This window comes from Fodinicola feengrottensis, assembly GCF_010993775.1.
Classification (GTDB): Bacteria; Actinomycetota; Actinomycetes; order Mycobacteriales; family HKI-0501; genus Fodinicola; species Fodinicola feengrottensis.
Genome location: NZ_WOTO01000092.1, coordinates 1 through 24,053, shown reverse-complemented (window position 1 = coordinate 24,053; position 24,053 = coordinate 1). Strand labels below are relative to the sequence as shown.

Sequence of the window (24,053 nt, the reverse complement as noted above, 5' to 3'; positions counted from 1 at the left end):
CGGGCGGTTCAGTCACCGGGACCAGACGATCAAGATCTTCGCGGACGACAACTGGAATGACGGCGGGGCACCGAACTCGCAGCCGTTCTACGCTTCGACGGCCGGTTATGGCGTGCTGCGCAACACTTTCGCGCCGGGCAGCTACTCCTTCACCGATCCCGTCAAGACCACGCACGACGAGCGCCGGTTCGACGCGGTCTACGTCGTGGGTGACGGGCTCAAGGACATCATTTCCGGCTACACCGACCTGGTCGGAAAGCCTTTCCTGCCTCCGATCTACGGTCTGGAGACCGGTGACTCGGACTGCTATCTGCACAACGCGAACCGCGGCGAGCGGCACACTCTCGACGCGTTGACTGTGGCGAAGGGCTACGCCGACAACGGCATGCCGAACGGATGGATGCTGGTCAACGACGGTTATGGCTGCGGGTACGAAAACCTGTCCCAGACCGGCGACGGGTTGCGCAAGGACAACATGCAACTCGGGCTGTGGACCGAAAACGGGCTGCCCAACCAGGCCGCCGAGGTGCAGGCCGGGGTACGGGTGTGCGCAAACTCGACGTGGCCTGGGTGGGTGACGGCTACCAGTTCGCGCTGGACGCCTGCGACACCGCGAAAAAGGGCATCGAAGACAACAGCGACGCCCGCGGATTCGTGTGGCAGCCGGTGAGCTGGGCTGGCGCGCAACGCTGCGGGGTGCTGTGGAGCGGCGACCAGTCCGGCTCGTACGACTACATTCGCTGGCAGATCCCGACCTATGCCGGCGCGACCACGTCCGGCATCGCATCGCTTACAACACCGGTGACATCGACGGAATTTTCGGCGGCAGCCCGCAAACGTACGTCCGGGACCTGCAGTGGAAGTCGTTCCTGCCGGTGGCGATGACGATGGACGGCTGGGCATCGTCGGACAAGCAGCCGTGGCAGCAGGGCGAGCCCTACACGTCGATCAACAAGAAATACCTGCTGCTCAAGGAAAGACTACTGCCTTACACGTACAGCTATTCGGTCCAGGCGCACGATACTGGTGTCGGCCAGGTCCGGCCGCTCGCGCTGGAATACCCGAACGACCCGAATGTCTGGGGAGACAAGGCAAAGTACGAGTTCCTGTCCGGCACCGATTTCCTGGTCGCGCCGGTCTACCAGAAGTCGAACACCCGCGACGGCATCTATCTGCCCAAGGGCACCTGGGTCGACTACTGGTCGGGCCGTTCGTACACCGGACCGACCACAGTGGACGGTTACGACGCGCCGCTGGACACGCTGCCGCTGTTCGTACGAGCCGGGGCTGTGGTGCCGATGTGGCCCGAAGGCACTACTTCGTGGCAGACACGGAACAAGAGCGAGCTTGACCTCGACGTCTATCCGCAGGGAAAGGGGAAGTTCACGCTGTCCGAGGACGACGGCGTGACGCGGTCGACAGCTCGTTCAACGCAGACCTTCACCGTGGACGCCCCGCAGTCTGGTCCGGGCACCGTGGCCGTACGGATCGGCGCGAGCACCGGCTCGTACGCTGGCAAGCCGACCAACCGGACATACGTCATGACCGTCCACAGTGGATCCAAGCCCGCACTCGTTCAGGCGGGCACGTCGATTCTGCGCTCGTACGGCAGCAAAGTGGCGCTCGACGCGGCGCCATCCGGCTGGTGGTACGACGAGGTCAACGGGGTCGTACGAGTGAAGACCGCGCCGGTCGCGGCGGGCAGCACCCAGGACGTACGCCTCTTTGGCAGCAGCGCGGTCGGCGGGTATTTCCCGGCCGACAACAACGCGACGGTGTCGCTGACGGCGCCACAGCTGGTCGCTCCCGGTCACACCACCACGGCGACGGCGAGTTTCACCAACAACACGCCACTTCCGGTCCGTGATGTCGCCGTTTCCGTACAGGCGCCGGAAGGTTTCCAGGTTGCGGTCGGCGGCCGGTTGCCGTTGGTGATGCCGGGCAGGACCGTCACCGTGCCGGTGAAACTGACGCCGGCCGCGAGCCTGAAGCCGGCGGACTACAAACTCACCGCCACCGCGACTTACCAGGCCAGAGTCCCGGGCCACCGGGTGGTCGACTCGGCGACCGTCACGGTGCCGTACGCGTCTTTGGCCGCCGCGTACGCAAATGTCGGCGTCACCGACGCGGCTCACGTCACCGCCGGCAACCTCGACGGCGGTGGCAGCAGCTTCCGGGCCGAGGGACTGGCCGACGCCGGGCTGACACCGAATGCCACTTTCACCACTAACGGCGCCCAAATGAGGTGGCCAGCCGCCGGAACCGGCGCGGCCGACAACGTCGTCGGTGCCGGCCAGACGGTCGCTTTGCAGGGCACCGGATCAAAACTCGTGCTCGTGGGCACTGGCACCGGCACGTCCAAGGGCACCGTCACCCTTTGGTACGCGGATGGCTCGACCAGCCAGGCCGACACCGGCTTCCCGAACTGGTGTTGCGCCGATCCGACGCAGTACGGCGCGACCACGGTGGCCACGGTGATGGGGAAGAACACCCAAACGGGCGCTGCTTACCCGACTGTTCCGTACAAAGTCTTCTCCACACCATCCCGACAACGGCCGGCAAACAGGTTGTCGCGATCACCCTGCCGGCAAACACCGCCCTGCACGTTTTCGCGGCGGCGGTCGCTTCGTAAGGCCGGTCCAAGCCCACCATCGGCGATGGTGGGCTTGGACGCTGGCTATTTTTCGCCTTGCAGAATGGCGGCGCCAGTGCTGCCCTGGGAACGCTGGTAGGCGATCCACGACTGGGTGTCGTAGTTCTGGATGTAGTCGGTGGCCGCCTGACCGCCGAGTTTGCGAGTCAGGTCCTCCAAGGAGGTGGCCACGCTGGGGTCGTTGAAATGGTCCAGTCCGACCAGGTGCGGTTTTGCGCCGGAGTTGTCGACGAGCTGTGCTGGCAGCTGGTCGGGGGTGATTTTCCCGGTGGCAAGAGCCGCGTTCAGGTAGTCGTACGCGGCCGGCAGGTGTCCGGCGCCCTGGCTGTCGGGCGGCTGGTAGGCGGCGGCCTCGTTGAGCGTCGGTGCCTTGATCTCATGGTGTGTGAAGGCATCCACCAGCTGCCCGATCAACAGCCCGGGAGCCCCGTTGCCGCCGGGAATGAGGCCGCCGCCGAACTGTACGACCGCCTTTCCCACCCCAACGTAGTAAAGAGTGTCCGAGTACGCCTTTGAGTCGTGCTGATATTTCAGGTAGTTGTCGATCTTCTCGACGTTCGCCGGCGCCGCCGCGAGCTCGCCGTTGAGGTTGGCGACGTGGCTCAGCACCGTGCTCGGGTCCCGTTTTCCGGTCTGTGCGTCCTGCAGCAGGCCGGCCTCGTACTCGCCGGCCTTGATGGACAGCGCCTTCAGCGCGTTCGGATCGGCACCGACCAGGGCGAGAAAGTGCTGCCGGTCGGGATCGTTGATGGACAGCGATCCGTCCACCCCGATGCGGGTTTGGTGGTCTCCTGGTGCGTCCTCGGCGAAGTCGTCGAGGTAGGTGTTCGCGATATTGGCGAGTCCGGAGGAGAAGGCCGAATTCTTGTGGAAGTCGGAGTAGAAGTTCTGGAACGAGCTGGGCAGTGTGTCGCCGTACCCGTTCTTGTCGGTGGTCGTGTTGTCCAGGGCCTGCACCAGAATCCGGGCAGCCTGGGTGGCATGTTGGTATTCCGGGCTGCTGTGATCGGTGTTCGTGCCGTCCTGTGCGATCCAGTTGACCAGCCCAGCGGCGGCGACTCCCTTGTCCGGCCAGTCGAAATGGGTGAGCTCGGCGAGGGTGCTGACGCCGAGATCGCCGGACAGGATGTGGTAGTTGGCCTCGTGGTTGCGGGTGGACACCCCGATCAGGGCCTGCGCCGCGTTCTGCACGTTCCCGAAGTTTTTTTCAGGTCGTTGAACGGATCGCCGTGGTTGTTGGCGTCCTCGATGGACACCGGGTTCCCGGTCGGCGCGTCGTGTACGCGCTGCGCGAGGTCGACGATCTCGCCGACCCGGTTGGTCAGGTTCTGGGAGAACTGGGTGCCGCCGACCAGGTTGTGGTCGGCGTTGCCCAGCAGGACTCCCAGCTTTTTCGAAACTCGCGAGATCGTGCACGGCGTAGACGCTGGTGATTTGATCGCCGATGTAGTCGACCCTTGAGGTGACCGCGGGTTTGTCCAGCAGGTCACGCAAATACTGCGGCAGGTCACCGTACGAGCCGCCGAGTTTCTCGTTGGACAGCGCCAGAATGCCGTTCCCCAACGCGGCCAGCTGCGCCTTGTTCTGCCCGAAGGTGGCGTTCAGTAGATCGTCGCGGCTGATATTTCCGTACAACGCCTTCAGATAGGCCAGCTCGCCGGCGGTGAGTTGCTCGCCGTTTTTTTTGCGCCCAGACCGCATAACCGCCGACCAACCCGAGCAGGGCGAGTGCCTTGGCGTATTCCGGGTCGTTCGGGCCGCGCTTGATCACGTCGGCCGCGTGCTGGCCGTCCGCGGCGCTGAGCGGCGGCGGAACGCTCGGATCGGACTGTTTGCCAAAGCCGATGTAGGAGCCCCAGGAAAGGCCGCCGGCCTTGGCCAGCGCCAGCAGGTCGGCGTCCGTCGGATCGCGCTGAATCCGGCCGGCCCAGCCGTTGGCCTGGTCGCGCAGCCAGTTCAGCAACTGGTACGCCCGCAGGCTGATGTCATTCGCGGCATTGGTCTGCGCCGCGCTCAGTTGCGAGTTGTACGCGTCGGTGACCTTCTTCGCCTCCGCCGCGGTGGCGTTGCCGGGTACGAACAGCTGCGGCACCGCGAAGTTATGGCTCTGGTCCCACTGCCAGTTGGCGAACAGTTTGTTGCGCTCGGTCTTGAAAGTTTGTACGTCCTGAGACCAACTGTGGGTGACGTCCGCGCCATAAGCGGCACTCGCGTACGCGGCCTGGAATGCGCCGAGGTTCTTGCTGGCCAGGTCCTTGATCGGCCCGCTGATGACGTCCGAGAACTGCAGGGCCGCGGTGTTCACGGCGGCGTTCACGTCCTGACCGTGCCCGGTGATGGTGGCGGCGATGGTACGCAGCTGGTTCGCGCCGGCCTCGATGGTGCCGGGATCCGCTGGCGTGTCAGGAATGTCTGGCGTGCTGGCCATCGCTGTCTCCGTGCCGGTGAGAGGAACGAACTCACCGGTGACGGTAGTTTCGGCCTCAGCCGCGCAGATCCCCGTTTCGTGCCAAGGCCGCCGGCGGCAGCTCGGCCGTCGAGCCCGTCGGCCAGCCCAGCGGGTCAGCGCCGAGCACGGCGAGTTCGCGAAGTTGGTCGGTGCACCAGGGCGAGATGGGCTGGCTGCCGTCGGCAACGCCGGATAGCAAGGTGGTCCAGTCGACCCACCGGTACGAGTCGACCTCGGCCGGTTCGGGGTGCGGTTGTTTGTCAGTGGTGGCACGGAAAACCGGGCACATCTCGTTTTCCCGTACGCCGTCGTCCATGGTCGCCGTGTAGCGGAACCTCGGCAGGATCAGGTCGAGGCTGGTCGGGGCGATCCCGAGCTCGTCGGTCAGCCGGCGGCGGACCGCGTCGGCGACCGCCTCGCCCGGCAGCGGGATGCCCGCAGCAGGTGTTCGTCCACACGCCTGGCCACGTCTTTTTGGTGAGCGCGCGGCGGGTCAGCAGCAGCCGGCCGGCGGAGTCGAAGAGATAGCAGGAAAACGCGAGGTGCAACGGCGTACGGGCATGGTGGACGGTCGCCTTGGCGGCGGTCCCGATGGCCTCGCCGCGCTCGTCAAGCAGAACAACGCTTTCCATCGGTCACTCCGTCCGCCGGCACTCGTGCACCGGTCGTACGGTACGCGAATCAGCGTGCCTGGCCGGCCGAAGCGAGTTCCCGTGGACTCTCCGGCTCCGGTGCGGCGGCCATCAGCCGGCGGCGGGCCACCATCCCGGCGATGCCGGTGATGAGCATCCCGAGGCCGAGCGCGCCCACGAAGATCACCCACGAATAGTGGTCGAGCCAGATCCGGGCGGCCGAACCGAGCCCGTACATCAGCGCGGTCATCCCACCGGCCCACACCACCCGCCGGCCACACGTTGGCCGCGAGGAAGCGTTTGTACGGCATCCGGAGGGTGCCGGCGAGCGGTCCGGCGAGGACCCGCAGCACCACGACGACGACCGGCCGAAGAACACCGCCCACACCGCTGAATGCGCGAAAACCTGTTCCGCCGTCCCGATTTTCTCCGGACCGAAGTGTTTCGGGAAGCGCCGGCCGAGCCGGGCCAGCAGTGACCGGCCACCCCGCCGGCCGATGTAGTAGCCCAGCGAGTCGCCCACGACCGCTCCGGTGATGCCGGCGGCGGCCACCGCGAACGGGTCCACCACGCCAGCCGCGGCGAGCAGTGCGGCGCTGATCAGCGTCGCCTCGCCGGGCAGCGGGATGCCCATGCTCTCCAGACCGATCAGCAGCGCGACAGTCGCGTACACGAGCAGAGCTGGAGCGTGGCTCAGCCACATCCCGATGTCATGCATGGTGTACGTGCCTCCCCGTGGGATTTCTTTTAACCGCTTGTCCCGAGGCTGTCAGCCGGCGGAGCGGGTGGCAACGGGGTTCACCCTGAGAGAAGACCTTGGTCTCGCAGAAATAGCCTTGATGATGAGACCTGTGGGGGTGACCACCCCCTTTCGTATGACGCCACAGGTCACCCTGCGAGGTCGCGGACCTGTCCGGCTGATTTGCGGCTGGCCGGGATGATCAGCGCGGTGCCGGTCTCCGGGTCCGGGTCGTCGATCACCCGGCAGGCCAGCCCGAAGACATCCCGTACGAGGTCGGCGGTCATCACCTTGGCGGGCGGGCCGGAGGCGATGATCTGGCCGCCGTCCATCACGATCAGGTGGGTCGCGTACCGGCAGGCGTGATTGAGGTCGTGCAGCACCGCGACCAGCGTGTACCCATGCTCGGAGTGCAGGTCGGCGCACAGGTCCAGCATGTCGATCTGGTGGCCGATGTCCAGGAAGGTGGTCGGCTCGTCCAGCAGCAGGATCGAGGTCTCCTGGGCCAGGATCATCGCCAGCCAGACCCGCTGCCGCTGGCCGCCGGAGAGCTCGTCGACATAGCGCCCGACCAGGTCGGACACCCCGGTCGCGGCCATCGCGCGGGTGACTGCCGACTCGTCGGCCGGCGACCACTGCCGCAGCAGCTTCTGGTGCGGGTAGCGGCCACGGGCCACCAGGTCCGCCACCGAGATGGCGTCCGGCGCGACCGAGGTCTGCGGTAACAGTCCGAGGCGACGGGCCACTTCTTTCGTACGGTACGAGGAAATGGCGGCGCCATCGAGATAGACCGCACCGGTCTTGGGTTTGAGCATCCGGGACAGCGCCCGCAGCAGGGTCGACTTGCCGCACGCGTTCGGGCCGACCACCACCGTGAACGAGCTGTCCGGGATCGTCACCGACAGGTCCTCGACGACCACTCGCGTGTCGTACGCGAGCCGGAGGTCCTGCGCCGCCAGCCGATTGCTCATGATGCCCGTCCTGCCCGCCACTGGCTCGCCAGCAGCCAAATCAGATAGATCCCGCCAATCGCGCCGGTCATCACCCCGACCGGTAGTTGTACGCCGGCGATGAGCCGCTCTGCTGCCAGGTCGCTGACCAGCAACAACGCGCCGCCCATCAGGCCGGCGGCGAGCAGCCCGGCGCCCGGCGCGCCGGTCAGCCGGCGGGCCAGGTGCGGAGCCGCCAGCGCCACGAAGCCGATCGGGCCGGCCGCCGCGGTCGCCGCCGCGGTCAGCCCGACGCCAACGAGCAGCAGCAGCCCCACGGGTCATCTCGACCCGTACGCCCAGCGCCCGTGCCGCGTCGTCGCCCATTTCCAGCACGTCCAGGCCGCGGCCCAGCCACAGCGTGACCGGCATCAGCACAACCAGCGCGGCCGCCAGCGGCCACACCTGCGACCAGCCGCGTCCATTCAGGCTGCCGATCAGCCACACCGCGGCCTGTTGGGCGTCGTTCACCTCGGCCCTGGTCAACAAGTACGCGTTGACCGACGACAGAGCGGCGCCGACGGCGATGCCGACCAGGATCAGCCGGTAGCCCTGCGCGCCACGCTTGAAAGCCAGCGCGTAGACAAGCGCGGTGGTCACCGCACCTGACACCACCGCGCCGATCGCGATGCCGAACTGGCCGCCGCCGAAAAACAGGATCATCAGCAGCGCGCCGGTGGCCGAGCCGCTGGTGAAGCCGACGATGTCCGGGCTGCCCAGGGGATTGCCGGACAGGCTCTGGAAGATCCCGCCGGCCATCCCCAGCGCGATCCCGCACATAAGTCCGACCAACACGCGGGGGAGCCGGAGGCCGAAGACGATGAAGTCGTTGATGTGGTCGCCGGCGCCGACGAGCGTACGTACGACGTCCAGCGGTGAGATCGGGAAGTCGCCGGTCCCGGTGGCGATCACCACCAACGTGAGCAGGGCGACGACCAGGGCACCGCAGACGACGACTGTTCGTGGCCGGAACCGCAGCGACAGCTGCCGCGTACGTACGGTCCGCCGGTGCAGGACTTCGGGCGCGGCGGTCACAGCTGCGGCACCCGGCGCCCGCGTACCAGCCAGACGAACAGCGGGGCGCCTATCAGCGGTGTCACGATGCCCACCTGCAGCTCGCCGGGGCTGCCCAGCCAGCGACCGGCCACGTCCGCGGCCAGCAGCAGCGCCGGGGAGATGACCAGCGAGTACGGCAGGACCCAGCGCTGGTCCGGGCCGGTGATCGCGCGGGCGATGTGCGGCACGGTCAACCCGACGAACGCGATCGGCCCGACAGCGGCGGTCGCCGCGCCGCACATAAGAGTGATCGCCACGACTCCTACGCCTCTGGTCAGCTCCACTTTCGCGCCGAGTGCGCGGGAGGTGTCCTCGCCGAGCGCGATGGCGTTCAGTGGGCGTACGAGACTAAGCGCCAAGAGCGCGCCGACCAGCAGGAACGGTGTCACCTGCCAGACCGTGGCGTAGGTTGCCGCGCCGAGCGAGCCGACCACCCAGAACCGGAACTGGTCAAAGGTGGTGGTGTCCAGCAGCGAGACGCCGGAGACGTACGCGCCGAGAGCGAACGTGATCGCCGTACCGGCCAGCGCCAGCCGAACCGGTGTCGCGCCGCCGCGGCCCCGGTTGGCCAGCGTGTAGACCAGCACCATGGCCGCCGCCGCGCCGAGCAGTGCGAACCACACGTAACCCGACAACGACGCGATGCCGATAAAGGCGATTGCGGTGACCACCGCGGCGGAAGCGCCGGCGGTGACGCCGAGAATGCCCGGGTCGGCCAGCGGATTGCGGGTCAGCGCCTGCATCAGCGCACCGGCGAGGCCCAGCGCCACGCCGACCTCGGCGCCCAGCAGGGTGCGCGGGATCCGGAGCGTACGAATGATTTCCGCGTCTCGGCCGGTCAGGCCGCCGAAGAGGCTGTCCAGGGTGACGCCGAGCGGGATCGCGCGGGCGCCGATCGCGATGCTGGCGATCGCCACGATCCCCAGCGCCGTCAGGCCAACGAGCAGGCCGGTCAGCCTGATCCCGATGCTCCGGTGGCGCCGGCCGGCCGCTTCCGGACCGACCACGGTGTCGCCGGCCGGGGCAGCGACCGCGAGCTTGCTCACAGCGGGGCGCCTCCTGGGGTCGCGGTCGGCACGTACGCGCAGGCGGGCGGCTCGCGCATTTGCTTAGGTTAGGCTAACAAAGCTGGCCGGTCCGGCAGGTCCGGTGTCAAATCTGTGATGAGCGGCATCCGTTCGTACTTTTGATCAAGCCTGTTCGACTAGTGCATTTCCGCGTTGTGTTGGCTACGGTGCGTGAGTGCTGGCGATCATGGAAAGCGTGCGGCGGGGTGTTCGAGGTGGAATTCGACGGGTCCGGGCGGTGCCCGTGACCGATGGGACGGATCGCCCGTACGTGCTCCTGAGCTGCGCGATGTCCGTCGACGGCTACATCGACGACGCGACGCCGGAGCGCCTGCTGCTCTCCAATGCCGCCGATTTCGACCGGGTCGACGGCGAGCGCGCCGCGAGCGATGCGATCGTGGTCGGCGCCAACACCATCCGCCGCGAGAACCCGCGCTTGCTCGTACGTTCCCCGGCCCGCCGCCGCGACCGGGTGGCCGCCGGCCAGCCGGCGTCGCCGGCCAAGGTGACGCTCACCGTCAGTGGGGACCTCGATCCGGCGGCCAACTTCTTCGCCGACGACACCTTGACGCTGGTCTATTGCCCGTCCGGAGTCGCGGCCGCATTACGCGAACGGCTCGGAGACCGCGCGACGGTGGTCGGAGTGGGGGCTTCCCTGGAACTTGAGGCGGTGCTGGACGACCTCGCCGGCCGTGGGATCCAGCGGGTGATGGTCGAGGGCGGCCAGTCGGTGCTGACCACCTTCCTCACATCGGGGCTGGTGGACGAGTTGCAGCTGGCGGTGGCGCCGTTCTTCGTCGGCGACCGGGACGCGCCGCGGTTCGTCGGCTCTGGCAGCTTTTTCTGGACGCCGACGAACACCATGCGGTTGGCCGGGGTCGCCGCCATTGGCGACGTGGCGCTGCTGCGCTACCGGATGACGGACCGCGTACCGCCCCGCTGATCCCTGTTTTGGCAGGATGGGGCCGTGACGGTGGACGGCGATCGGGATCATCGGTGGTTGGCGGCGGCGATTGAGCTGTCCGAGAGTTGTCCTCCGTCGCGGACCGCGTTCTCGGTTGGGGCGTACGTGGTGGACGCGGACGACACCGTGTTGGCGACTGGGTATTCGCGGGAGGGCGATCCGGTCGTACACGCCGAAGAAGTGGCTCTTCTGAAGTTGCCGGGGGTGGATCTGGCTGGGGCGACCGTCTACAGCTCCCTGGAACCATGCTCTCAACGGGCCTCAAGGCCGGTTTCATGCGCGCGGCTGATATTACGGGCGGGAGTCGGGCGAGTCGTTTTTGGTTGGCGGGAGCCGGCAATTTTCACTGACTGTGACGGCGCCGAAATTCTCCGTACCGGTGGGGTGGATGTGATGGAAATTCCCGAGCTGGCGGCCGCGGTCAGGCTGATTAATGCCCATTTAATGCCTTCTTGACCGAATTTTTCCGCCGAATAAAAGGCACATAACTCACGTCGGCGTTCGTTAACAAAGCAGGAAAGAATGAGACCTGAGTCTCCAATAGGCAACCATTCGGACCGAAGCTGGGCCGGTATCGGATACCAGCAGTTACCCTTAGGGGCCGCTTCCCACCCGGTAGGCGGTGATGGGATGCCTAGAGGGTGCCATCGGGACTAGACTTTTCCCAGGTGGGGTGCGGTCTGCGAGGGCGCACAGTGAGTGTCGGCCAGGGTGCGGGATGCTGGTGGCGCTGGGAGACTGTGTGATGCCAGTCACAGTGGATCGCGCTGTGGGGGCGTAGGCCCTGCTTGGGTAGGTGAGGTCTACGTGATGAGAGGGACCGGGGGGATGACATGAGTGTGGACACCGAGCAACGGTTGGTCCCAGGCGTGGAGCGGGTGCACCGCTCGACGGAGGATCCGCCGCTGATGGCTGACCGCCTCCAGGAGGCATATGCCAACTGGTGGCGCAGCGTCGGCATGGTGCACGGCGTGCTGGAGAAGCTGGAGCCGACGCCGGCCGAGGTGACCGAGCGGTTCGAAGCCGAGTATGTGGCTCGCCGGGAGTATGCGACGCAGTTGCGTGGCGCTCGCCGGGACGTGCCGGAGTACCTGGCCGCCGACCGGGCGTTCCCGCCGCTGTGGCCGGTGCCGGAAGCGCCGACCGCGCCCTAGTTGGCGGTCGGACAGTGCTGCCCGAAAGTACGGGCGGCGGGGCAGTCATGACCAAGGCACGTCATTCCATCGTGTGACAGGTCCGACGCTCGCGCACCGGGCAACCGGTGGAGCGGGTAGAAATGACATCGTGACCTCCACTCCCGACGATGTTTCCGCCGGCAGGGCCGCGGGTGCGACCGGCTACCTCGAAGACCCGGCGCCGGGTTATGGCGCGCTCCCGCCGAGGTGCACCTTCACTTCTACCGCGGCCCGCCTGCCGTTAGACGGTGACTGGCGTTTCCATCTGGCGCCCACGGTCGGCGCGGCGCCGGCCGGCCGGTTTCCAACTGCCGGACTACGACGACGACGCCGGGTGGGACCTGCTGCCGGTGCCCTCCAGTTGGCCGATGCACGGCCACGGCCGCCCGGCTTACACGAACGTCGTCTATCCGTTTCCGGTGGATCCGCCGTACGTGCCGACCGACAACCCCACCGGCAGTTTCCGGCGGGTTTTCGACGTGCCGGACACCTGGCAGGACACCGACGCGGTGCTGCGGTTCGACGGCGTCGACTCATGTGCCCGGGTGTGGCTGAATGGCCGCGAACTCGGGGTCATCAAGGGCAGCCGGCTGCCGAGCGAGTTCTCCGTACGCGAGGCGCTGAAGGTCGGCGAGAACGTGCTGGCCGTCGAGGTGCACCAGTGGTCCGCGGGCAGCTACCTCGAAGATCAGGACATGTGGTGGCTGCCGGGCATCTTCCGCTCGGTCGCGGTGGTCCGGCGGCCGCCGGCGTCGATCACGGACTTCTTCGTACACGCCGATTTCGACCACCTGAGCTGCCAGGGCACGCTGCGGATCGAGGTGCAGGCGGACTGCCCGGTGCGGCTCGTCATCGACGAGCTGGGTATCACCGACCGTCCGGCCGACGAGGTCTTCGTCATTGATGACGTGGAGCCGTGGACGGCCGAGACCCCGCGTCTGTACGACGGTGAGCTGGTGACCGACGACGAACGGGTGCCGATCCGGATCGGATTTCGGACGGTCGCGATCGTGGATGGCCAGCTCACCGTCAACGGCCGGCCGATCCTGATCCGCGGCGTGAACCGGCACGAGCACCACCCGGATTTCGGCCGGGCCGTGCCGACCGAGGCGATGCGCGAGGACCTGCTGCTGATGAAGCGGCACAACGTGAACGCCATTCGTACGAGCCATTATCCGCCGCATCCGGCGATGCTCGATCTGTGTGACGAGCTGGGTTTCTGGGTGATCGACGAATGCGATCTGGAGACCCACGGTTTCCATTTGCTGGACTGGAAAAGGAACCCGTCCGACGACCCGGTGTGGGCCCCCCCGCTTATTTGGACCGCATGCACCGCACGGTCGAGCGCGACAAGAACCACCCCCGAGCATCGTGTTGTGGTCACTGGGAAACGAAAGCCACACCGGCGCCAACCTGGCCGCGATGGCGAACTGGACGCGCGACCGGGACAGCAGCCGGCCGATCCACTACGAGGGCGACGCGGCCTGCGAATATGTTGACGTTTACAGCCGGATGTATGCCTCGCCGTCCGAAGTGGAGCTGATCGGCAAGCGCGAGGAAGAGCAGCACCCGAATGTGGACGCTGCCACCGACGCGAAGCGCCGCTCGATGCCCTTTATTCTCTGCGAATACGGCCACGCGATGGGCAACGGGCCAGGCGGGCTTTCCGAATATCAGGAGCTTTTCGAGCGATATCCACGGTGTCAGGGCGGTTTCATCTGGGAATGGCTCGACCACGGCATCCGCCAGCACACCGCCGACGGGCGGGAGTTTTTCGCGTACGGCGGGGATTTCGGTGAGCCCATCCACGATGGCAACTTTCGTTATCGACGGGCTGGTCTTCCCCAACCGTACGCCGTCGCCCGGCTTGCTGGAGTTCAAGAAGGTCATCGAGCCGGTCGTGATGAACGGCGCCGACGGCTCTCTGGTGATCGAGAACCACTACGACTTCGTGACCACCGCTCACCTGATTTTCCGCTGGACACTGGAATCCGAGGGTGAGCCGGTGGCCGACGGGCTGCTCGCGGTGCCGCCGGTCGGTGCTGGCCAGCGCCATGAGGTGGCGCTGCCGAAGCTGCCGCGTACGGACGCGGAGAGCTGGCTGACCGTGCAGGCGGTGCTGGTCGCCGACGAGCCGTGGGCGGCCGCTGGCCACGAGGTGGCGTGGACGCAGGTGCAGGTCCGTCGCCGCGACCCCCCCGAGCCGACCCCGACCGGTCGGCGGCCGCAGCTGCGCAGTGACCACATCGTCTTTGGCCCAGGTGTTTTCGACGCGGCCCGCGGTGAGCTGCGCCGGCTCGGCGGGCTGGAGGTTTCCGGGCCACGGCTGGACTTGTGGCGCGCGCCAACCGACAACGACCGCGGCGGCGAGCACCCCCGAAGAGGGCTGGTGGCGCGGCAATGGCCTGCACCGGCTGCAGCACCGGACCATTGACGTGAAGCTCGGCCGGACCGAGCTGGTGGTGCACACCCGGGTCGCGCCGCCGGCGCTGGGCTTCGGTGCGTACGTGACTTATCGCTGGCAGGCCAACGAAACCGGGCTCGCGCTCACCGTCCAGGTGGAACCGCGGGGACAGTGGCCGGACAGTGTGCCGCGGATCGGGCTGCGGATGCGCGTACCGTCCACTGTGGACAGTGTGGAGTTCTTCGGGCTGGGTCCCGGAGAGTCGTATCCGGACAGCGATCGGGCTGTTCGAGTGGGTCGTTATCAGTCCACTGTGGACGCCTGGCAGACGCCCTACGTTTTCCCTCAGGAGAACGGAAACCGCTCGGGCGTACGATGGGCGCAGCTCACCGACGCGGACGGGCTCGGGCTGCGGATCGGTGGCCAGCCGACGGTGAACGTGGCCGCGCGGCGGTGGACGACCGAGGATCTGGACGCGGCCAGGCACACCACGGATCTGGTAGCCAGCGACCACGTACATGTGAACATCGACGCGGCCCTGCATGGCCTGGGCACCGCGGCATGCGGTCCGGGCGTGCTTCCCGCGTACCAGCTGCGGCCGGTGGACACTACTTTCGCGGTCACGTTTTCCGCTCTGCCGGTCGAAATCGAAGAAGGATAGAGGGCGAGCGTCGATGGACGAGTTGGATCGGCTGATTTCGCCGGGCGCGGCGACCGCGCTGGTACGCTCGAAGGTTTCCTTGCTGCCGGCCGAATCGGTGCCGCTGGCCGAGTTGGCCGGCCGGGTGCTGGCCGAGTCGGTGGTCAGCGAGGACGATCTGCCGCCGTTCCCAGCGTCCACAATGGACGGTTACGCCGTGAGGGCCGCCGACGGTGAAGTGGACCGCCGGCTGGTCGGCGACCGGTTCGCCGGCAAGATGGATGAGCTCACGGTCGGTCCCGGTGAAGCCGCCTACATCACCACCGGCGCGCCGCTGCCGGCCGGCGCCGACACCGTCGTCAAGGTCGAGCTCACCGAAGAAACCGGCGGCGTCGTACGCTTGCAAGGCTCGCCTGGAGATCGCAAGAATATCCGCGAACCCGGCCATGACCTGCGCAAAGGCGAGGAGGTCGCGGCCGCCGGCACGCTCTTGACGCCGGCCGCGATCGGCCTGCTCGCCGCCGCCGGCCGGACCACGGCGCTGGTCGGCCGGCGGCCTCGGGTGAGCATTCTGTCGACCGGTGACGAGCTGGTCGAGCCGGGCGAGCGGCCCGGGCCCGGGCAGATCCGCGACTCCAACCGATTCGCCCTGCTGGCCGCGCTCAACGGTCTGAACGCAGACGTACGTTATGCCGGCCTCGCGCCGGACAACGCCGACCGGCAGCGCGCTTTCCTGACCGACCGGCTCGCTGACTCGGACGTGTTGATCACCTCCGCGGTGTTTCGATGGGCCGCAAGGACTTGATGAAACAGCTGCTGCCGGAGATCGCGACGGTGCATTTCCGGCAGGTCAGCATGCGACCCGGCAAGCCGATCACCTTCGCGACCGGCGGCGACGGCGCGATGATTTTCGGCCTACCGGGTAATCCAGTGTCGTCGCTGGTCGGTTTCGAGCTGTTCGTACGCCCCACGCTGCTCGCCCTGCAAGGTGCCGCCTGGCCGGAGCGGCCGCGGCTGCTCGTACGGCTGTCGCATGACGTGCAACCCGTGCAGCGGACCGACTACGTCAGAGCGATTATTCGCCGCGAACCCGACGGTTGGTCCGCCACCGCCACCGGCGACCAGGGCTCCTCCCGGCTGGCCTCGCTCGCCGCCGCGAACGCTCTGTTGGTCCTGCCACCGGAAAACACCCCGTACAAAGCCGGCGACCTGGTCGACGCCATGCTGATCTAGTGGTCGCGGTGAACGCAGGACACTAGTGTGCTGGGAGGCGACGAGGGGAGACTGGCGTGCGGACTTTCGGGTCGATCGATGAGATGCGCGGTGCGGTGGGAGAGCAGTTGGGGCCGGGGGACTGGCACCCGATCGGGCAGCAGCAGATCAACTTGTTCGCCGACGCGACCGGCGACCATCAATGGATCCACGTGGACATCGAGAAGGCGAAGGCAGGTCCGTTCGGCGGTCCGATCGCGCACGGTTTCCTGACCCTGTCGATGCTGCCGCTGCTCGTACATGAGGTGTACGCGGTCGAAAACGTGAAGATGGGCATCAACTACGGGCTGAACAAGGTCCGCTTCCCGAGCCCGGTGCCGGTCGACTCGAAAGTGCGCGCCACCGTCACGTTGGCGAGCGTGGACGACATCGCCGGCGGAGTGCAGGTCGTCGCCGAGGTGATCGTGGAGGCCGAGGGCATCGCCAAGCCGGTCTGCGTGGCCGAGTTCGTCACCCGCGTTCTGGTCTGACCCTTCAACCCAGCGTCGGAGCGGACCGCCCGACGCTCGGTTGGCAGATATTCCTACGACTTATCCATGGCGATACAGCCAAAGTTCCCAACTGGAGCCGCCTCCTGGACAGTGCCAGCTGGTGATTTCCTCGTCCTGAGCGAGATCGCCGGCCTGGGCGCAGTCACCTACGGTCCGGAAGTTTCGTCCAGTGTCGAACCATCCGGTCGGGGGCCCGGCGACGGCGGGCTGGGCAGCGACGAGGCTGCCGAGAACAACGGATCCGGCGATGAGCGCGGCAGCCGCTATACGGTGAATTGACAAGAGACACCCTTTCCGTGATCGCAGTACGCCCGAGCCCTCGGGCACACCTCGGCAGTATCTGCTGGCAGCGTCGAGGCACGGTAGATGTGATTGACCATCATTCTTCGATGACGCATGTCATCCGTGGCGGGGGCATAGCGCGCTGTTGGTGGAAGGCGCACCTCGGCCGAAAGGCAGAGGAGGAACCCGTCGGTTAGTGCGGATGGGGGATGGCTGGGAGCGGGTCCAGGAGCACGCTCAGGGCATGACTTCGACAAAACGGTGGAGTGGGTACGCCGGGCTGGTCTGGGCGTTGGCGTACATCCCGATTCATATCTACTGGGCGTTCGGCGGCTCGGCGGCCTTCCTGGGGCTGGCTCGTACGAACGCCGACTTCCAGATCGCCAACTGGGGCGCGTCGGTCGTCCTGCTCGGCGCCGGGCTGACGGCTTTCGCGCTTGTACGCCCCTGGGGCCGATTGTTGCCGCGCTGGGGGGGCTGCTGGGGACGGCCTGGATCGGCGCGGTCGCCGGCAGCCTGCATTTCGTCGCCTTCACCGTGGTCGTCGTGCTCCGGTTGACCGGGGTGATGGCGGTGCCTGACTACACCCCCCGTTGCTGCGTGGGGCCGACCTGTGGAACCTGCTGGTTTTCGAGCCGTGGTTCCTTTTTATGGGCATTTTCCTGGCCGTCGCCGCGATCCAGCACGTACGACTGTTCCGCGGCCAGCCCAAGCCCGCCGGTGGGCGGTTTTTGCGCGGCGGTGTCCGCGATTCTGGTTCTCGGCGGCTTGGTGGTGGTCCTCTATGGCGTCTACACCTTTAGCCCGCTGACATTTCTTGGGTACGGTCCGGCCCTCATGGGCGTCGGCCTTGGTGTCGCGATCTGGGCAGGTCTACGTCGGCGCGATGATCGACTAGGGTGGGAAATCGCAGAGGTGTAGCCAAAAACTGGTCCTCGGAAAGTTAGGTAAGGCATGGCTTACCAGATGGATCGTCCCCTCCGGGTAGCGGTCGTGGGAGCCGGCCCCGCCGGGATCTACGCGGCGGACGCGCTGGTCGGATCCGACCTGCCGGTGACGGTCGACGTTTATGACCGGCTGCCCGCGCCTTACGGCCTGGTTCGCTATGGCGTCGCGCCCGATCATCCGAAGATCCAGTCCATTTCGGAGAAGTTGCGGCTGGTGCTGGAGCGTCCGGAGTTGCGCTTCTTCGGAAACGTACGGGTCGGCGAGGATCTCGCGTTGCGTTGGACGACATGCGGCGGCTTTATGACGCCGTGCTGTTCAGTACGGGCATTCCCGGCCATCGGGACCTGGGAGTGGCCGGCGAGGAGCTGCCTGGCTGTCAGCCGGCCGCCGATTTCGTGTCCTGGTACAACGGCCATCCGGACGCGCTGCCGGCCCGGCCGCTGGAGTCCGAGCGGGTCGCGGTCATCGGCGCCGGCAACGTGGCGCTGGACGTGGCCCGGATGCTGGTCACCCATGCCGACGACCTGGCCAGCACGGACGTGCCGGACGCGGTGCTGGCCGCGTTGCGTACGAACAAGGTCACCGATGTGTACGTGGTCGGCCGGCGCGGTCCGGCGTATGCCAAGTTCACCGCGCCGGAGCTGCGCGAGCTGCCTGAGCTTGTCGACGTCGACCTGATCGTCGACCCGGACGACATGGTCCTTGACGAGCCGAGCCAGCAGCTGGTCGACACCAACCGCAAGGTGAGGACGAATGTCAACCTCTTCACCGAGTGGTCGAAACGGCCGCCGACCGGCGCTTCTCGCCGGCTGCATCTGCTCTTTTTTTGGCGCAAGCTCAAGGATGTGGCAGGTTCAGACGACGTGTCGGCGATCCGCTTCGAGCGAGCGCAGCCTGGCTCAGCGCATTTTGGTGAGATCGAGACAATCGAGGTCCAGTCGGTTTTCGCCGCTATTGGCTATGAAGGGCAGCCGCTGCCCGGGTTGCCGTTCGATCCGGCTTCGGGGACGGTTCCGCACACCGCCGGCCGGGTGATCGACATGCCCGGACTTTATGTGGCCGGCTGGGTGAAACGCGGCCCGATCGGCGTCATTGGCAACAACAAAGCCGATGCCGTGGAGACAGTGCGAAGTCTGCTCGCCGACGCCGAGTCTCTCCCACCGGCCGCTTCGCCGGACCCGGCCGCGGTCACCGCGTTGCTGGAAAGCCGGCACGTGCCGTACGTGACGTGGAATGACTGGCTGCGGCTGGACGCGCACGAGCTCTCCCGAGGTGAGTCGCAGGGGGGGCGTACGCGCTCCAAAATCAACGACCGCACCGAAATGTTAGGCATCTGCCGCCCGGTCTAACAGACGAGGACAGTGCGGCTCGAAGCTGGTGGAGCGCTTCGATTCGCCAGTGGTCCCGGCCGGGGTACTGGTCGTCTCGATTCCAGCGCATCGTCGTGACGCCCGCCCACATGAGGATGCGGAACTGGTGAACGAGGTCTTGGTCGGCTCCCGGATACTGTTCTGCAACGTCTTCCGGGACGTAGGCGAGGTCGTACTCGACCGGCCCCCGTTGGCAGGTCTCGAGGTCTATGAACAGTGGCCCTTTTTTGGTGCTTAGCACGTTTCCCGGATGCGGCTCACCGTGCAACAGCTGCTCGCCGGAACCAAAACCGCTAACCCCCGCGCTCATGCGGCTGAGTGTGTCGCTGACTAGTGCCCGGTCGGGATCGCGAAGTTCTGGAGTCAGCTCTCGGTCGCCAAGCTCGTGTGCCCAACCAGCGACTCGTGCGGTGATGTGGTGTGCTGTTGGCAGATCGGCTTGGCGCAAGCCGCCGTGGAGGCGGACGAGTGCGTGCGCGTAATCCGCGGGCGTGAGGGCGGTGGACATGCCGAGCTGCTCATGCGCCGCTGCGGCTCGTCGGTCGGCAGCGACAGGCTCGTAGTAGGTCCATAGCGTGATAGCGAACCCGCCACGCACATGGACGCCCGGCTCCACACGGGACTCCAGCTCGCCTATCGGGCTGTCGGTTTCGGCGAGACGGCGGGCTACCTCTGCTTCGAACTCCATGCCCGCTTGCCACGATGACGGTGCGACGCGAGCAAGAACATCGCAAGGAATCAGGCGCACGGCGATGCGGTCCGAATTGTGCACGACGACCGCATCGTCGACGTCAAGACCGAACGCGGGCGGCGGTCGCCGCGGCGGCGTCAACCGCGCGCCGGACTTGGGATGGTTCCACGGCCTTCTTCGACCTCCACCGACGCCGCTTACTATTGAAATCTGACCTACCCCGGAGGGCGGTAGCTGCGGTTGGCGACATCAGTATGGTCGACGACGTCGTGATCTCCGCGCATGAGCACGTCCGGGCAGGTTGTGGGCCGCCGGGTGTGGTGGTGCCCGGCGGCCGGGTGGTTTGTTTATGCGGCGAGTTGGTTGATGCCGCGGATGGGTCTTCGTTCGGGGTCTCGGTACGCGGGTGGGATGAATTCGACGATTCCGTCGATGATGCGTACTTCCCAGTCGCTATGATGGATCAGTCGATGGCAGGCATCACACAGGAGCACGCAATTTTCCAGGCAGGTATCGCCACCATCGGCCCAGTGCGTGACGTGATGGCCGCGGCACCAGCGGGGTGGTCGACCGCATTTGGCGCAGCCTTTGTCTCGCGCTATGAGTGCTTTTCGTAGGTGCGCGGGGGAATGAGTCGTTCGGTGCGGGCAACATTGAGCGGTACGCTGTTCCTGCCCAGAAGCATCGGGGTGATTTCCGCGTCACAGGCGAGCCTGCGGCCGGATTCTGGAGATATAGCGATGCCGGTGTGCGCGTACGCGACACCGAGACGTTCCCGAAGCAATTCCCAGTCCAGGGTAATAGTGAGGTGAGGCCGCTCCTGCCCTTGGACGGGGAGTTTCCCGGAGTCCGCAACAAGATTAAGCGCCTCGGCGAGCGCGTCACCGTTGCGCTGGGAAACGGACCGCTCATCTCGGTGGCCGTCCTGGGTGGGGTGGGGTTTTTGGCCAGTGGGCTGAGGATTTCGGTGAGCAGGGTGCCCGTTTCGCCGTCGAAGGAGCCCCGGAAATTCAGTCGCCCATCACGCCCGGTGTGCAGGGACAGTTCGCGGCGCGGTTTTTTTTCGTTTTCCTGTTCGGACGGTGCTGGGCCGTCGGGGTCGAGGTGGTCGTGGATGCGTTGGCCAAGTTCGACGAGGCGGGCGGGCGGGGTGATGTTTCGCGTGTTCCACCAGGGAAGCTTCGGCGTTTTCGCGTTCTTCGATGTTCACCCTGGCGGGGAGTTTGTTCACGATCCCCATGATCGTGTCGATGTGGGAATCCGCGAGTTCACCTCTGCGCATGGCTTCGCTGACAAGGCCAAGTTTGGGTGCGAGGGTTTCGCCGGTGAGGGCTTGGCTGCTGCACAGGTTCAATGCCCGTTTCAGGCGACGACCAGCCTCGGTCGGGGACAACAGGAGGTTATCTTGCAGTAGCCTCATGGTGTTGTCGTGCCCGAGTGCCTTACCGACCCGGTTCCGATGAATCGCCGCGACAATGTCCAATGCCCGCGCCTGCCGCCGCCGAATGTCCTGCTCGGCTGCACGCAGCAAATCGGCCAACTGCCTGGGTTTACACATCCAGAGCTCTGGATCTGTGACGTCATCGCCAGCGGCCATGACACCATTCTACCGCCATCACCGTCAAAAAGATCGAGTTCGTACGATCGGAACGTAGTGATTTTCTCAATCACATCAGCAAAATGCGGAGCGCGCGCGTTCAAGCCCTAAGCAATTCTTCATGGGTGCTCAGGGCTGGTGGTGGAGGTGACGCTGGGGGAATCTGCCGCCCGGTCTGATCGAAACCCGCTGCGACTTAAGGTGCGGCCGGCGGCGGCGGGGTGGTGGGCTTGCCCAGCTTCACCCAGGCCTTGAACCGGTCCTCGACGCCGTATGCCTCGGTTTCCTGCGGGGAGGCGGTGAACGGGTCCAGCGGCTTGCCACTCACCAGACGCTTGGCGAGCTCGGCCGCGGCCAGGCCGAAGTACGAGGTGACGAAGGCCGCCCGGCCAGCGCTGTACTGCGGCACGTGGACCAGCTCGTGGACGTAGGTGGACTCCTGCCAGTACCCGGACCGGACGAAGATGTCGGTGTCCAGGGTGATCGCGGCCGCGCCGCTCTGGATAGTCAGGATGTAGCCGTCCTGATGGAAGCTCGGATGCCGAGCCCGACCCGCATTGATCTTGGCGCCGTCGACCGGGTTGTAGAGCGCGTACAAGTCGATGTCCTGGTCCCAAGCCGGGTCGGGGGCCAAGCCCCCGGTCGAGGTCGCGAGGCTTTTCTTCAGTACGAAGTCGAAGGCGTCTTCGAGCCCTCTCGTGGCGATCGCCTTGGCCATGTCGCCGACGCTGCCAAGGACATCTCCCGCATCCAGCCGCTGGACCGCGGCCTGGTTTCCGGCGCTGTGCTGTACGGCCATCGCCATCCGCTCCCGCGAGCCGGCGTCGCTGTCCAGCCGGGGCGGCATCGCCGCGGCCGGGTCGGTACGGCGGCTCGGCGAGTCCCCAGCAACGTCGTGCTGCTCCTCGGGAAGGTGCGATGTCCTCGTACGCATGCGGTCAGCATCCGCTGAACCGAACCACTGGGCAACACCTTCGGGGCACGTATAAGGGCAGGCCTCAGCCGTTAATCGTCGCTCACCTGACAAGCGAGGAGCTTTTCCTCTTCTTCGGGGGAAAAAGCCACGGCCCAACGGGGGCTCACCGCGGTCGCGGTCCCAGTTGAGCACGTCGGCGGCGGTGACGGCCAGCGAAGTGGCGGGTAGGCCGGCGGCGCGCGCCTTGGCGGCGCTGCGCTGCTGGCCACTCCAGGCGGATCGCGGCTTGATCAAAGGGAAAATCGGTGGCATGGGAGCAAGGGTGACGGGCACGAGTTCGACCGTGGTGCCGGCCACTTCCGCGCAGGTGTGGATGAGGCCACCGAGGGTGGTGGGTTCGGCTGGGCCGACAGCGGTGAAGGCGCCCGGGCGGTCGTCGGCGATCAGCCGGACGACGAACTGGGCGAGGTCGCGGGAATCGATGATCTGGACCGGCTGCTCGGGGTGGCCGGGAACGGCGACGCGGCCGCCGCGGACGGCTCGGCGGGTCCAGTACGTGAAAGTGTTCATACTGTCGTACGGGCCGGCGACCTTGCCGGGGCGAACGATGGTCGCACGCGAGCCGTAGCGGGCCGTGACGTCATCCTCGCAGGCCACTTTTAGTGGCCCGTAAGTCTCTTCGAGGAGTTCCTCGGTGTCGCGTACGGGCGATCGGCGTGCGTGCTCTCGTCGTTGCCGGGAGCCAGGCTGTCCCGTACGTAGACCGCATGGCTGGAAATGAAGACATACCGGCCGACCCGGTCGCCGAGCATTTCCATTGCCTGCCCGACGTGCCGCGGCACATATCCGCTGACATCGACGACGGCGTCCCAATCTCCCTTGCGCAGAGCCGAATAGTCGCCGGTGTCGCGGTCACCGATCAGTCTGGCGGCGGCGGGGAACAGGTCGGCGCCGGTTTTGCCGCGGCCGAACAGGGTCACGTCGGCTCCGCCGCGCAGGGCGTTGTCGACGATCGCGCGGCCCACGAACGAGGTGCCGCCGAGCACGAGAATGCGCATATACCCTAGTAAACACCACCGAGCTTGCGGTGGTCCCAGCTGACGGCGGCGGTCGGTACGAAGCGGAGCAGCACGCGTTTGGAAGCCTGCTTCTGGATCGCGGCGACGCCGGCTTCGTCGAGGGCGCCGCCGGAATACCGTTCGGCCATCGTACGGCCGATTCGGGTCACTTCCTGCAAAGTGTCGTCGATGACGACATCGCATTCCAGCGACACACCGCGCAGTTGGTCGTACGAGTCACCGGTTTCGACGAGGACGGTGGCCCGTGCGTCTCGGCGCAGGTTATAGACCTTCTGGCTTTTGCCGTACGTCCACGTTTCGATGATCTGACCAACCGGCACGTACCAAAGTGGCACCAGATGCGGGCGTTGGTTCGGTCCGACGCTGGCGACCACGATGGTCCGCTGGTCTTCGAGAAAGGCGGTGACCTCGTCCTCGGTCATGGTGATCGCGTCTCGGCGTGACATTGGTGGTCCTCCTGATCGGTGAACTCGTGCAGGTCTTCTGCGACTACACCGCTTAAACTATGCGCCTGTCCACAGTGGAGGTTGGTGGGATGCAGGCGTTGTCGGTGGGGCTGGTCGGCGCGGGGCCGTGGGCGAGTGAAACGCACGCCCCGATGCTCGCGGCTGGGCCCGAAACAAGGTTGGCGGCGGTGTG

27 protein-coding genes and 4 pseudogenes are annotated in these 24,053 nt (G+C 66.5%); 17 read left to right on the top strand and 14 right to left on the bottom strand.

Annotation, left to right across the window (positions count from 1 at the left end; genetic code table 11):
- From GNX96_RS60405 to GNX96_RS45850, 3 genes and pseudogenes are all read left to right on the top strand, one after another.
- Positions 1-670, top strand: a pseudogene (locus GNX96_RS60405) (hypothetical protein); the annotation flags it as partial.
- The gene (locus GNX96_RS66760; RefSeq protein WP_390624335.1) at positions 562-885 is read left to right on the top strand and encodes a TIM-barrel domain-containing protein; all 324 of its coding nucleotides are present in this window, start codon (positions 562-564) and stop codon (positions 883-885) included. The pseudogene GNX96_RS60405 and the gene GNX96_RS66760, both read left to right, overlap by 109 nt.
- Entirely contained in the window at positions 786-2,732 is a 1,947-nt protein-coding gene (locus GNX96_RS45850; RefSeq protein ID WP_390624337.1) for a DUF5110 domain-containing protein, read from the top strand. Before GNX96_RS66760 ends, GNX96_RS45850 begins: the two co-directional genes overlap by 100 nt.
- Here the strand turns inward: GNX96_RS45850 and GNX96_RS45845 are convergent.
- From GNX96_RS45845 to GNX96_RS45820, 7 genes and pseudogenes are all read right to left on the bottom strand, one after another.
- Complete coding sequence (locus GNX96_RS45845; RefSeq protein ID WP_452124517.1) at positions 2,678-4,276, bottom strand: TPR repeat region-containing protein; 1,599 nt, start codon at positions 4,274-4,276, stop codon at positions 2,678-2,680. The two genes, GNX96_RS45850 and GNX96_RS45845, sit on opposite strands and share 55 nt — an antisense overlap.
- Positions 4,161-5,081 carry a hypothetical protein gene (locus GNX96_RS67565; RefSeq protein WP_452124516.1) on the bottom strand — a complete coding sequence of 307 codons (921 nt, stop codon included), beginning with the start codon at positions 5,079-5,081 and terminating at the stop codon, positions 4,161-4,163. The genes GNX96_RS45845 and GNX96_RS67565 overlap by 116 nt, the downstream gene beginning before the upstream one ends.
- Before the next feature lie 55 nt (positions 5,082-5,136).
- Positions 5,137-5,734, bottom strand: a pseudogene (gene idi, locus GNX96_RS45840) (isopentenyl-diphosphate Delta-isomerase).
- A 49-nt stretch (positions 5,735-5,783) separates the two neighbouring features.
- Positions 5,784-6,452, bottom strand: coding sequence for a DedA family protein (locus tag GNX96_RS45835; protein ID WP_279583283.1), 669 nt, complete (start codon positions 6,450-6,452; stop codon positions 5,784-5,786).
- Between the two features lie 170 nt (positions 6,453-6,622).
- Positions 6,623-7,444: an ABC transporter ATP-binding protein gene (locus GNX96_RS45830; RefSeq protein ID WP_163573674.1), complete on the bottom strand. Its 822-nt coding sequence runs from the start codon at positions 7,442-7,444 to the stop codon at positions 6,623-6,625.
- Between the two features lie 345 nt (positions 7,445-7,789).
- Positions 7,790-8,374, bottom strand: a pseudogene (locus tag GNX96_RS60400) (FecCD family ABC transporter permease); the annotation flags it as partial.
- Between the two features lie 119 nt (positions 8,375-8,493).
- Positions 8,494-9,564, bottom strand: a complete 1,071-nt coding sequence (locus tag GNX96_RS45820) for a FecCD family ABC transporter permease (protein ID WP_279583282.1) — start codon at positions 9,562-9,564, stop codon at positions 8,494-8,496.
- Between the two features lie 265 nt (positions 9,565-9,829).
- Between GNX96_RS45820 and GNX96_RS60395 the strand changes: the two genes are divergently transcribed.
- The 14 genes from GNX96_RS60395 (at position 9,830) to GNX96_RS45770 (ending at position 19,110) form a co-directional block, all read left to right on the top strand.
- Positions 9,830-10,528: a RibD family protein gene (locus GNX96_RS60395; RefSeq protein ID WP_279583281.1), complete on the top strand. Its 699-nt coding sequence runs from the start codon at positions 9,830-9,832 to the stop codon at positions 10,526-10,528.
- A 24-nt stretch (positions 10,529-10,552) separates the two neighbouring features.
- Complete coding sequence (locus GNX96_RS60390) at positions 10,553-11,005, top strand: cytidine/deoxycytidylate deaminase family protein (protein WP_279583280.1); 453 nt, start codon at positions 10,553-10,555, stop codon at positions 11,003-11,005.
- Positions 11,006-11,382: 377 nt separating this feature from the next.
- Entirely contained in the window at positions 11,383-11,703 is a 321-nt protein-coding gene (locus GNX96_RS45810; RefSeq protein WP_163573673.1) for a hypothetical protein, read from the top strand.
- Between the two features lie 269 nt (positions 11,704-11,972).
- On the top strand, positions 11,973-13,223 hold the full coding sequence (locus tag GNX96_RS60385) for a sugar-binding domain-containing protein (protein ID WP_279583279.1): 1,251 nt from the start codon (positions 11,973-11,975) through the stop codon (positions 13,221-13,223).
- The gene (locus GNX96_RS60380) at positions 13,108-13,725 is read left to right on the top strand and encodes a glycoside hydrolase family 2 TIM barrel-domain containing protein (protein ID WP_279583286.1); all 618 of its coding nucleotides are present in this window, start codon (positions 13,108-13,110) and stop codon (positions 13,723-13,725) included. Before GNX96_RS60385 ends, GNX96_RS60380 begins: the two co-directional genes overlap by 116 nt.
- Positions 13,628-14,158 (top strand): DUF4981 domain-containing protein, encoded by a 531-nt coding sequence (locus GNX96_RS60375; RefSeq protein WP_279583285.1) that lies wholly within the window; start codon positions 13,628-13,630, stop codon positions 14,156-14,158. Before GNX96_RS60380 ends, GNX96_RS60375 begins: the two co-directional genes overlap by 98 nt.
- Before the next feature lies 1 nt (position 14,159).
- Positions 14,160-14,789 carry a beta-galactosidase small subunit gene (locus GNX96_RS60370; RefSeq protein WP_279583278.1) on the top strand — a complete coding sequence of 210 codons (630 nt, stop codon included), beginning with the start codon at positions 14,160-14,162 and terminating at the stop codon, positions 14,787-14,789.
- Positions 14,790-14,802: 13 nt separating this feature from the next.
- The gene (locus GNX96_RS45800) at positions 14,803-15,573 is read left to right on the top strand and encodes a molybdopterin molybdotransferase MoeA (RefSeq protein WP_163573672.1); all 771 of its coding nucleotides are present in this window, start codon (positions 14,803-14,805) and stop codon (positions 15,571-15,573) included.
- Positions 15,573-16,001 (top strand): molybdopterin-binding protein, encoded by a 429-nt coding sequence (locus tag GNX96_RS45795; RefSeq protein WP_163573671.1) that lies wholly within the window; start codon positions 15,573-15,575, stop codon positions 15,999-16,001. Before GNX96_RS45800 ends, GNX96_RS45795 begins: the two co-directional genes overlap by 1 nt.
- A gap of 56 nt (positions 16,002-16,057) precedes the next feature.
- Positions 16,058-16,510 carry a MaoC family dehydratase gene (locus GNX96_RS45790; RefSeq protein ID WP_163573670.1) on the top strand — a complete coding sequence of 151 codons (453 nt, stop codon included), beginning with the start codon at positions 16,058-16,060 and terminating at the stop codon, positions 16,508-16,510.
- A gap of 66 nt (positions 16,511-16,576) precedes the next feature.
- Positions 16,577-16,810 carry a hypothetical protein gene (locus GNX96_RS45785; protein WP_163573669.1) on the top strand — a complete coding sequence of 78 codons (234 nt, stop codon included), beginning with the start codon at positions 16,577-16,579 and terminating at the stop codon, positions 16,808-16,810.
- A 205-nt stretch (positions 16,811-17,015) separates the two neighbouring features.
- A complete protein-coding gene (locus tag GNX96_RS45780; RefSeq protein WP_163573668.1) occupies positions 17,016-17,372 on the top strand; it encodes a hypothetical protein in 357 nt (118 codons plus the stop codon).
- A complete protein-coding gene (locus GNX96_RS60365) occupies positions 17,351-17,734 on the top strand; it encodes a hypothetical protein (protein WP_279583277.1) in 384 nt (127 codons plus the stop codon). Before GNX96_RS45780 ends, GNX96_RS60365 begins: the two co-directional genes overlap by 22 nt.
- 314 nt (positions 17,735-18,048) lie before the next feature.
- A complete protein-coding gene (locus GNX96_RS45770; RefSeq protein ID WP_279583276.1) occupies positions 18,049-19,110 on the top strand; it encodes a ferredoxin--NADP reductase domain-containing protein in 1,062 nt (353 codons plus the stop codon).
- Here GNX96_RS45770 and GNX96_RS45765 read toward each other — a convergent pair.
- The 7 genes and pseudogenes from GNX96_RS45765 to GNX96_RS45740 all read right to left on the bottom strand — a co-directional run bounded on the left by GNX96_RS45765 (position 19,067) and on the right by GNX96_RS45740 (position 23,860).
- Complete coding sequence (locus tag GNX96_RS45765) at positions 19,067-19,963, bottom strand: aminoglycoside phosphotransferase family protein (protein ID WP_279583275.1); 897 nt, start codon at positions 19,961-19,963, stop codon at positions 19,067-19,069. The two genes, GNX96_RS45770 and GNX96_RS45765, sit on opposite strands and share 44 nt — an antisense overlap.
- 206 nt (positions 19,964-20,169) lie before the next feature.
- Positions 20,170-20,424, bottom strand: coding sequence for an HNH endonuclease signature motif containing protein (locus GNX96_RS66750; protein ID WP_163573677.1), 255 nt, complete (start codon positions 20,422-20,424; stop codon positions 20,170-20,172).
- Positions 20,421-20,744, bottom strand: a pseudogene (locus GNX96_RS66745) (DUF222 domain-containing protein); the annotation flags it as partial. The pseudogene GNX96_RS66745 and the gene GNX96_RS66750, both read right to left, overlap by 4 nt.
- A 99-nt stretch (positions 20,745-20,843) precedes the next feature.
- On the bottom strand, positions 20,844-21,419 hold the full coding sequence (locus tag GNX96_RS45750) for a DUF222 domain-containing protein (protein ID WP_163573666.1): 576 nt from the start codon (positions 21,417-21,419) through the stop codon (positions 20,844-20,846).
- Positions 21,420-21,615: 196 nt separating this feature from the next.
- Positions 21,616-22,992, bottom strand: a complete 1,377-nt coding sequence (locus GNX96_RS45745; RefSeq protein ID WP_279583273.1) for an NAD-dependent epimerase/dehydratase family protein — start codon at positions 22,990-22,992, stop codon at positions 21,616-21,618.
- A gap of 2 nt (positions 22,993-22,994) precedes the next feature.
- On the bottom strand, positions 22,995-23,393 hold the full coding sequence (locus tag GNX96_RS60355) for an NAD-dependent epimerase/dehydratase family protein (RefSeq protein WP_279583272.1): 399 nt from the start codon (positions 23,391-23,393) through the stop codon (positions 22,995-22,997).
- 5 nt (positions 23,394-23,398) lie between these two features.
- A complete protein-coding gene (locus GNX96_RS45740; protein ID WP_163573665.1) occupies positions 23,399-23,860 on the bottom strand; it encodes a pyridoxamine 5'-phosphate oxidase family protein in 462 nt (153 codons plus the stop codon).
- Between the last annotated feature and the right edge of the window lie 193 nt (positions 23,861-24,053).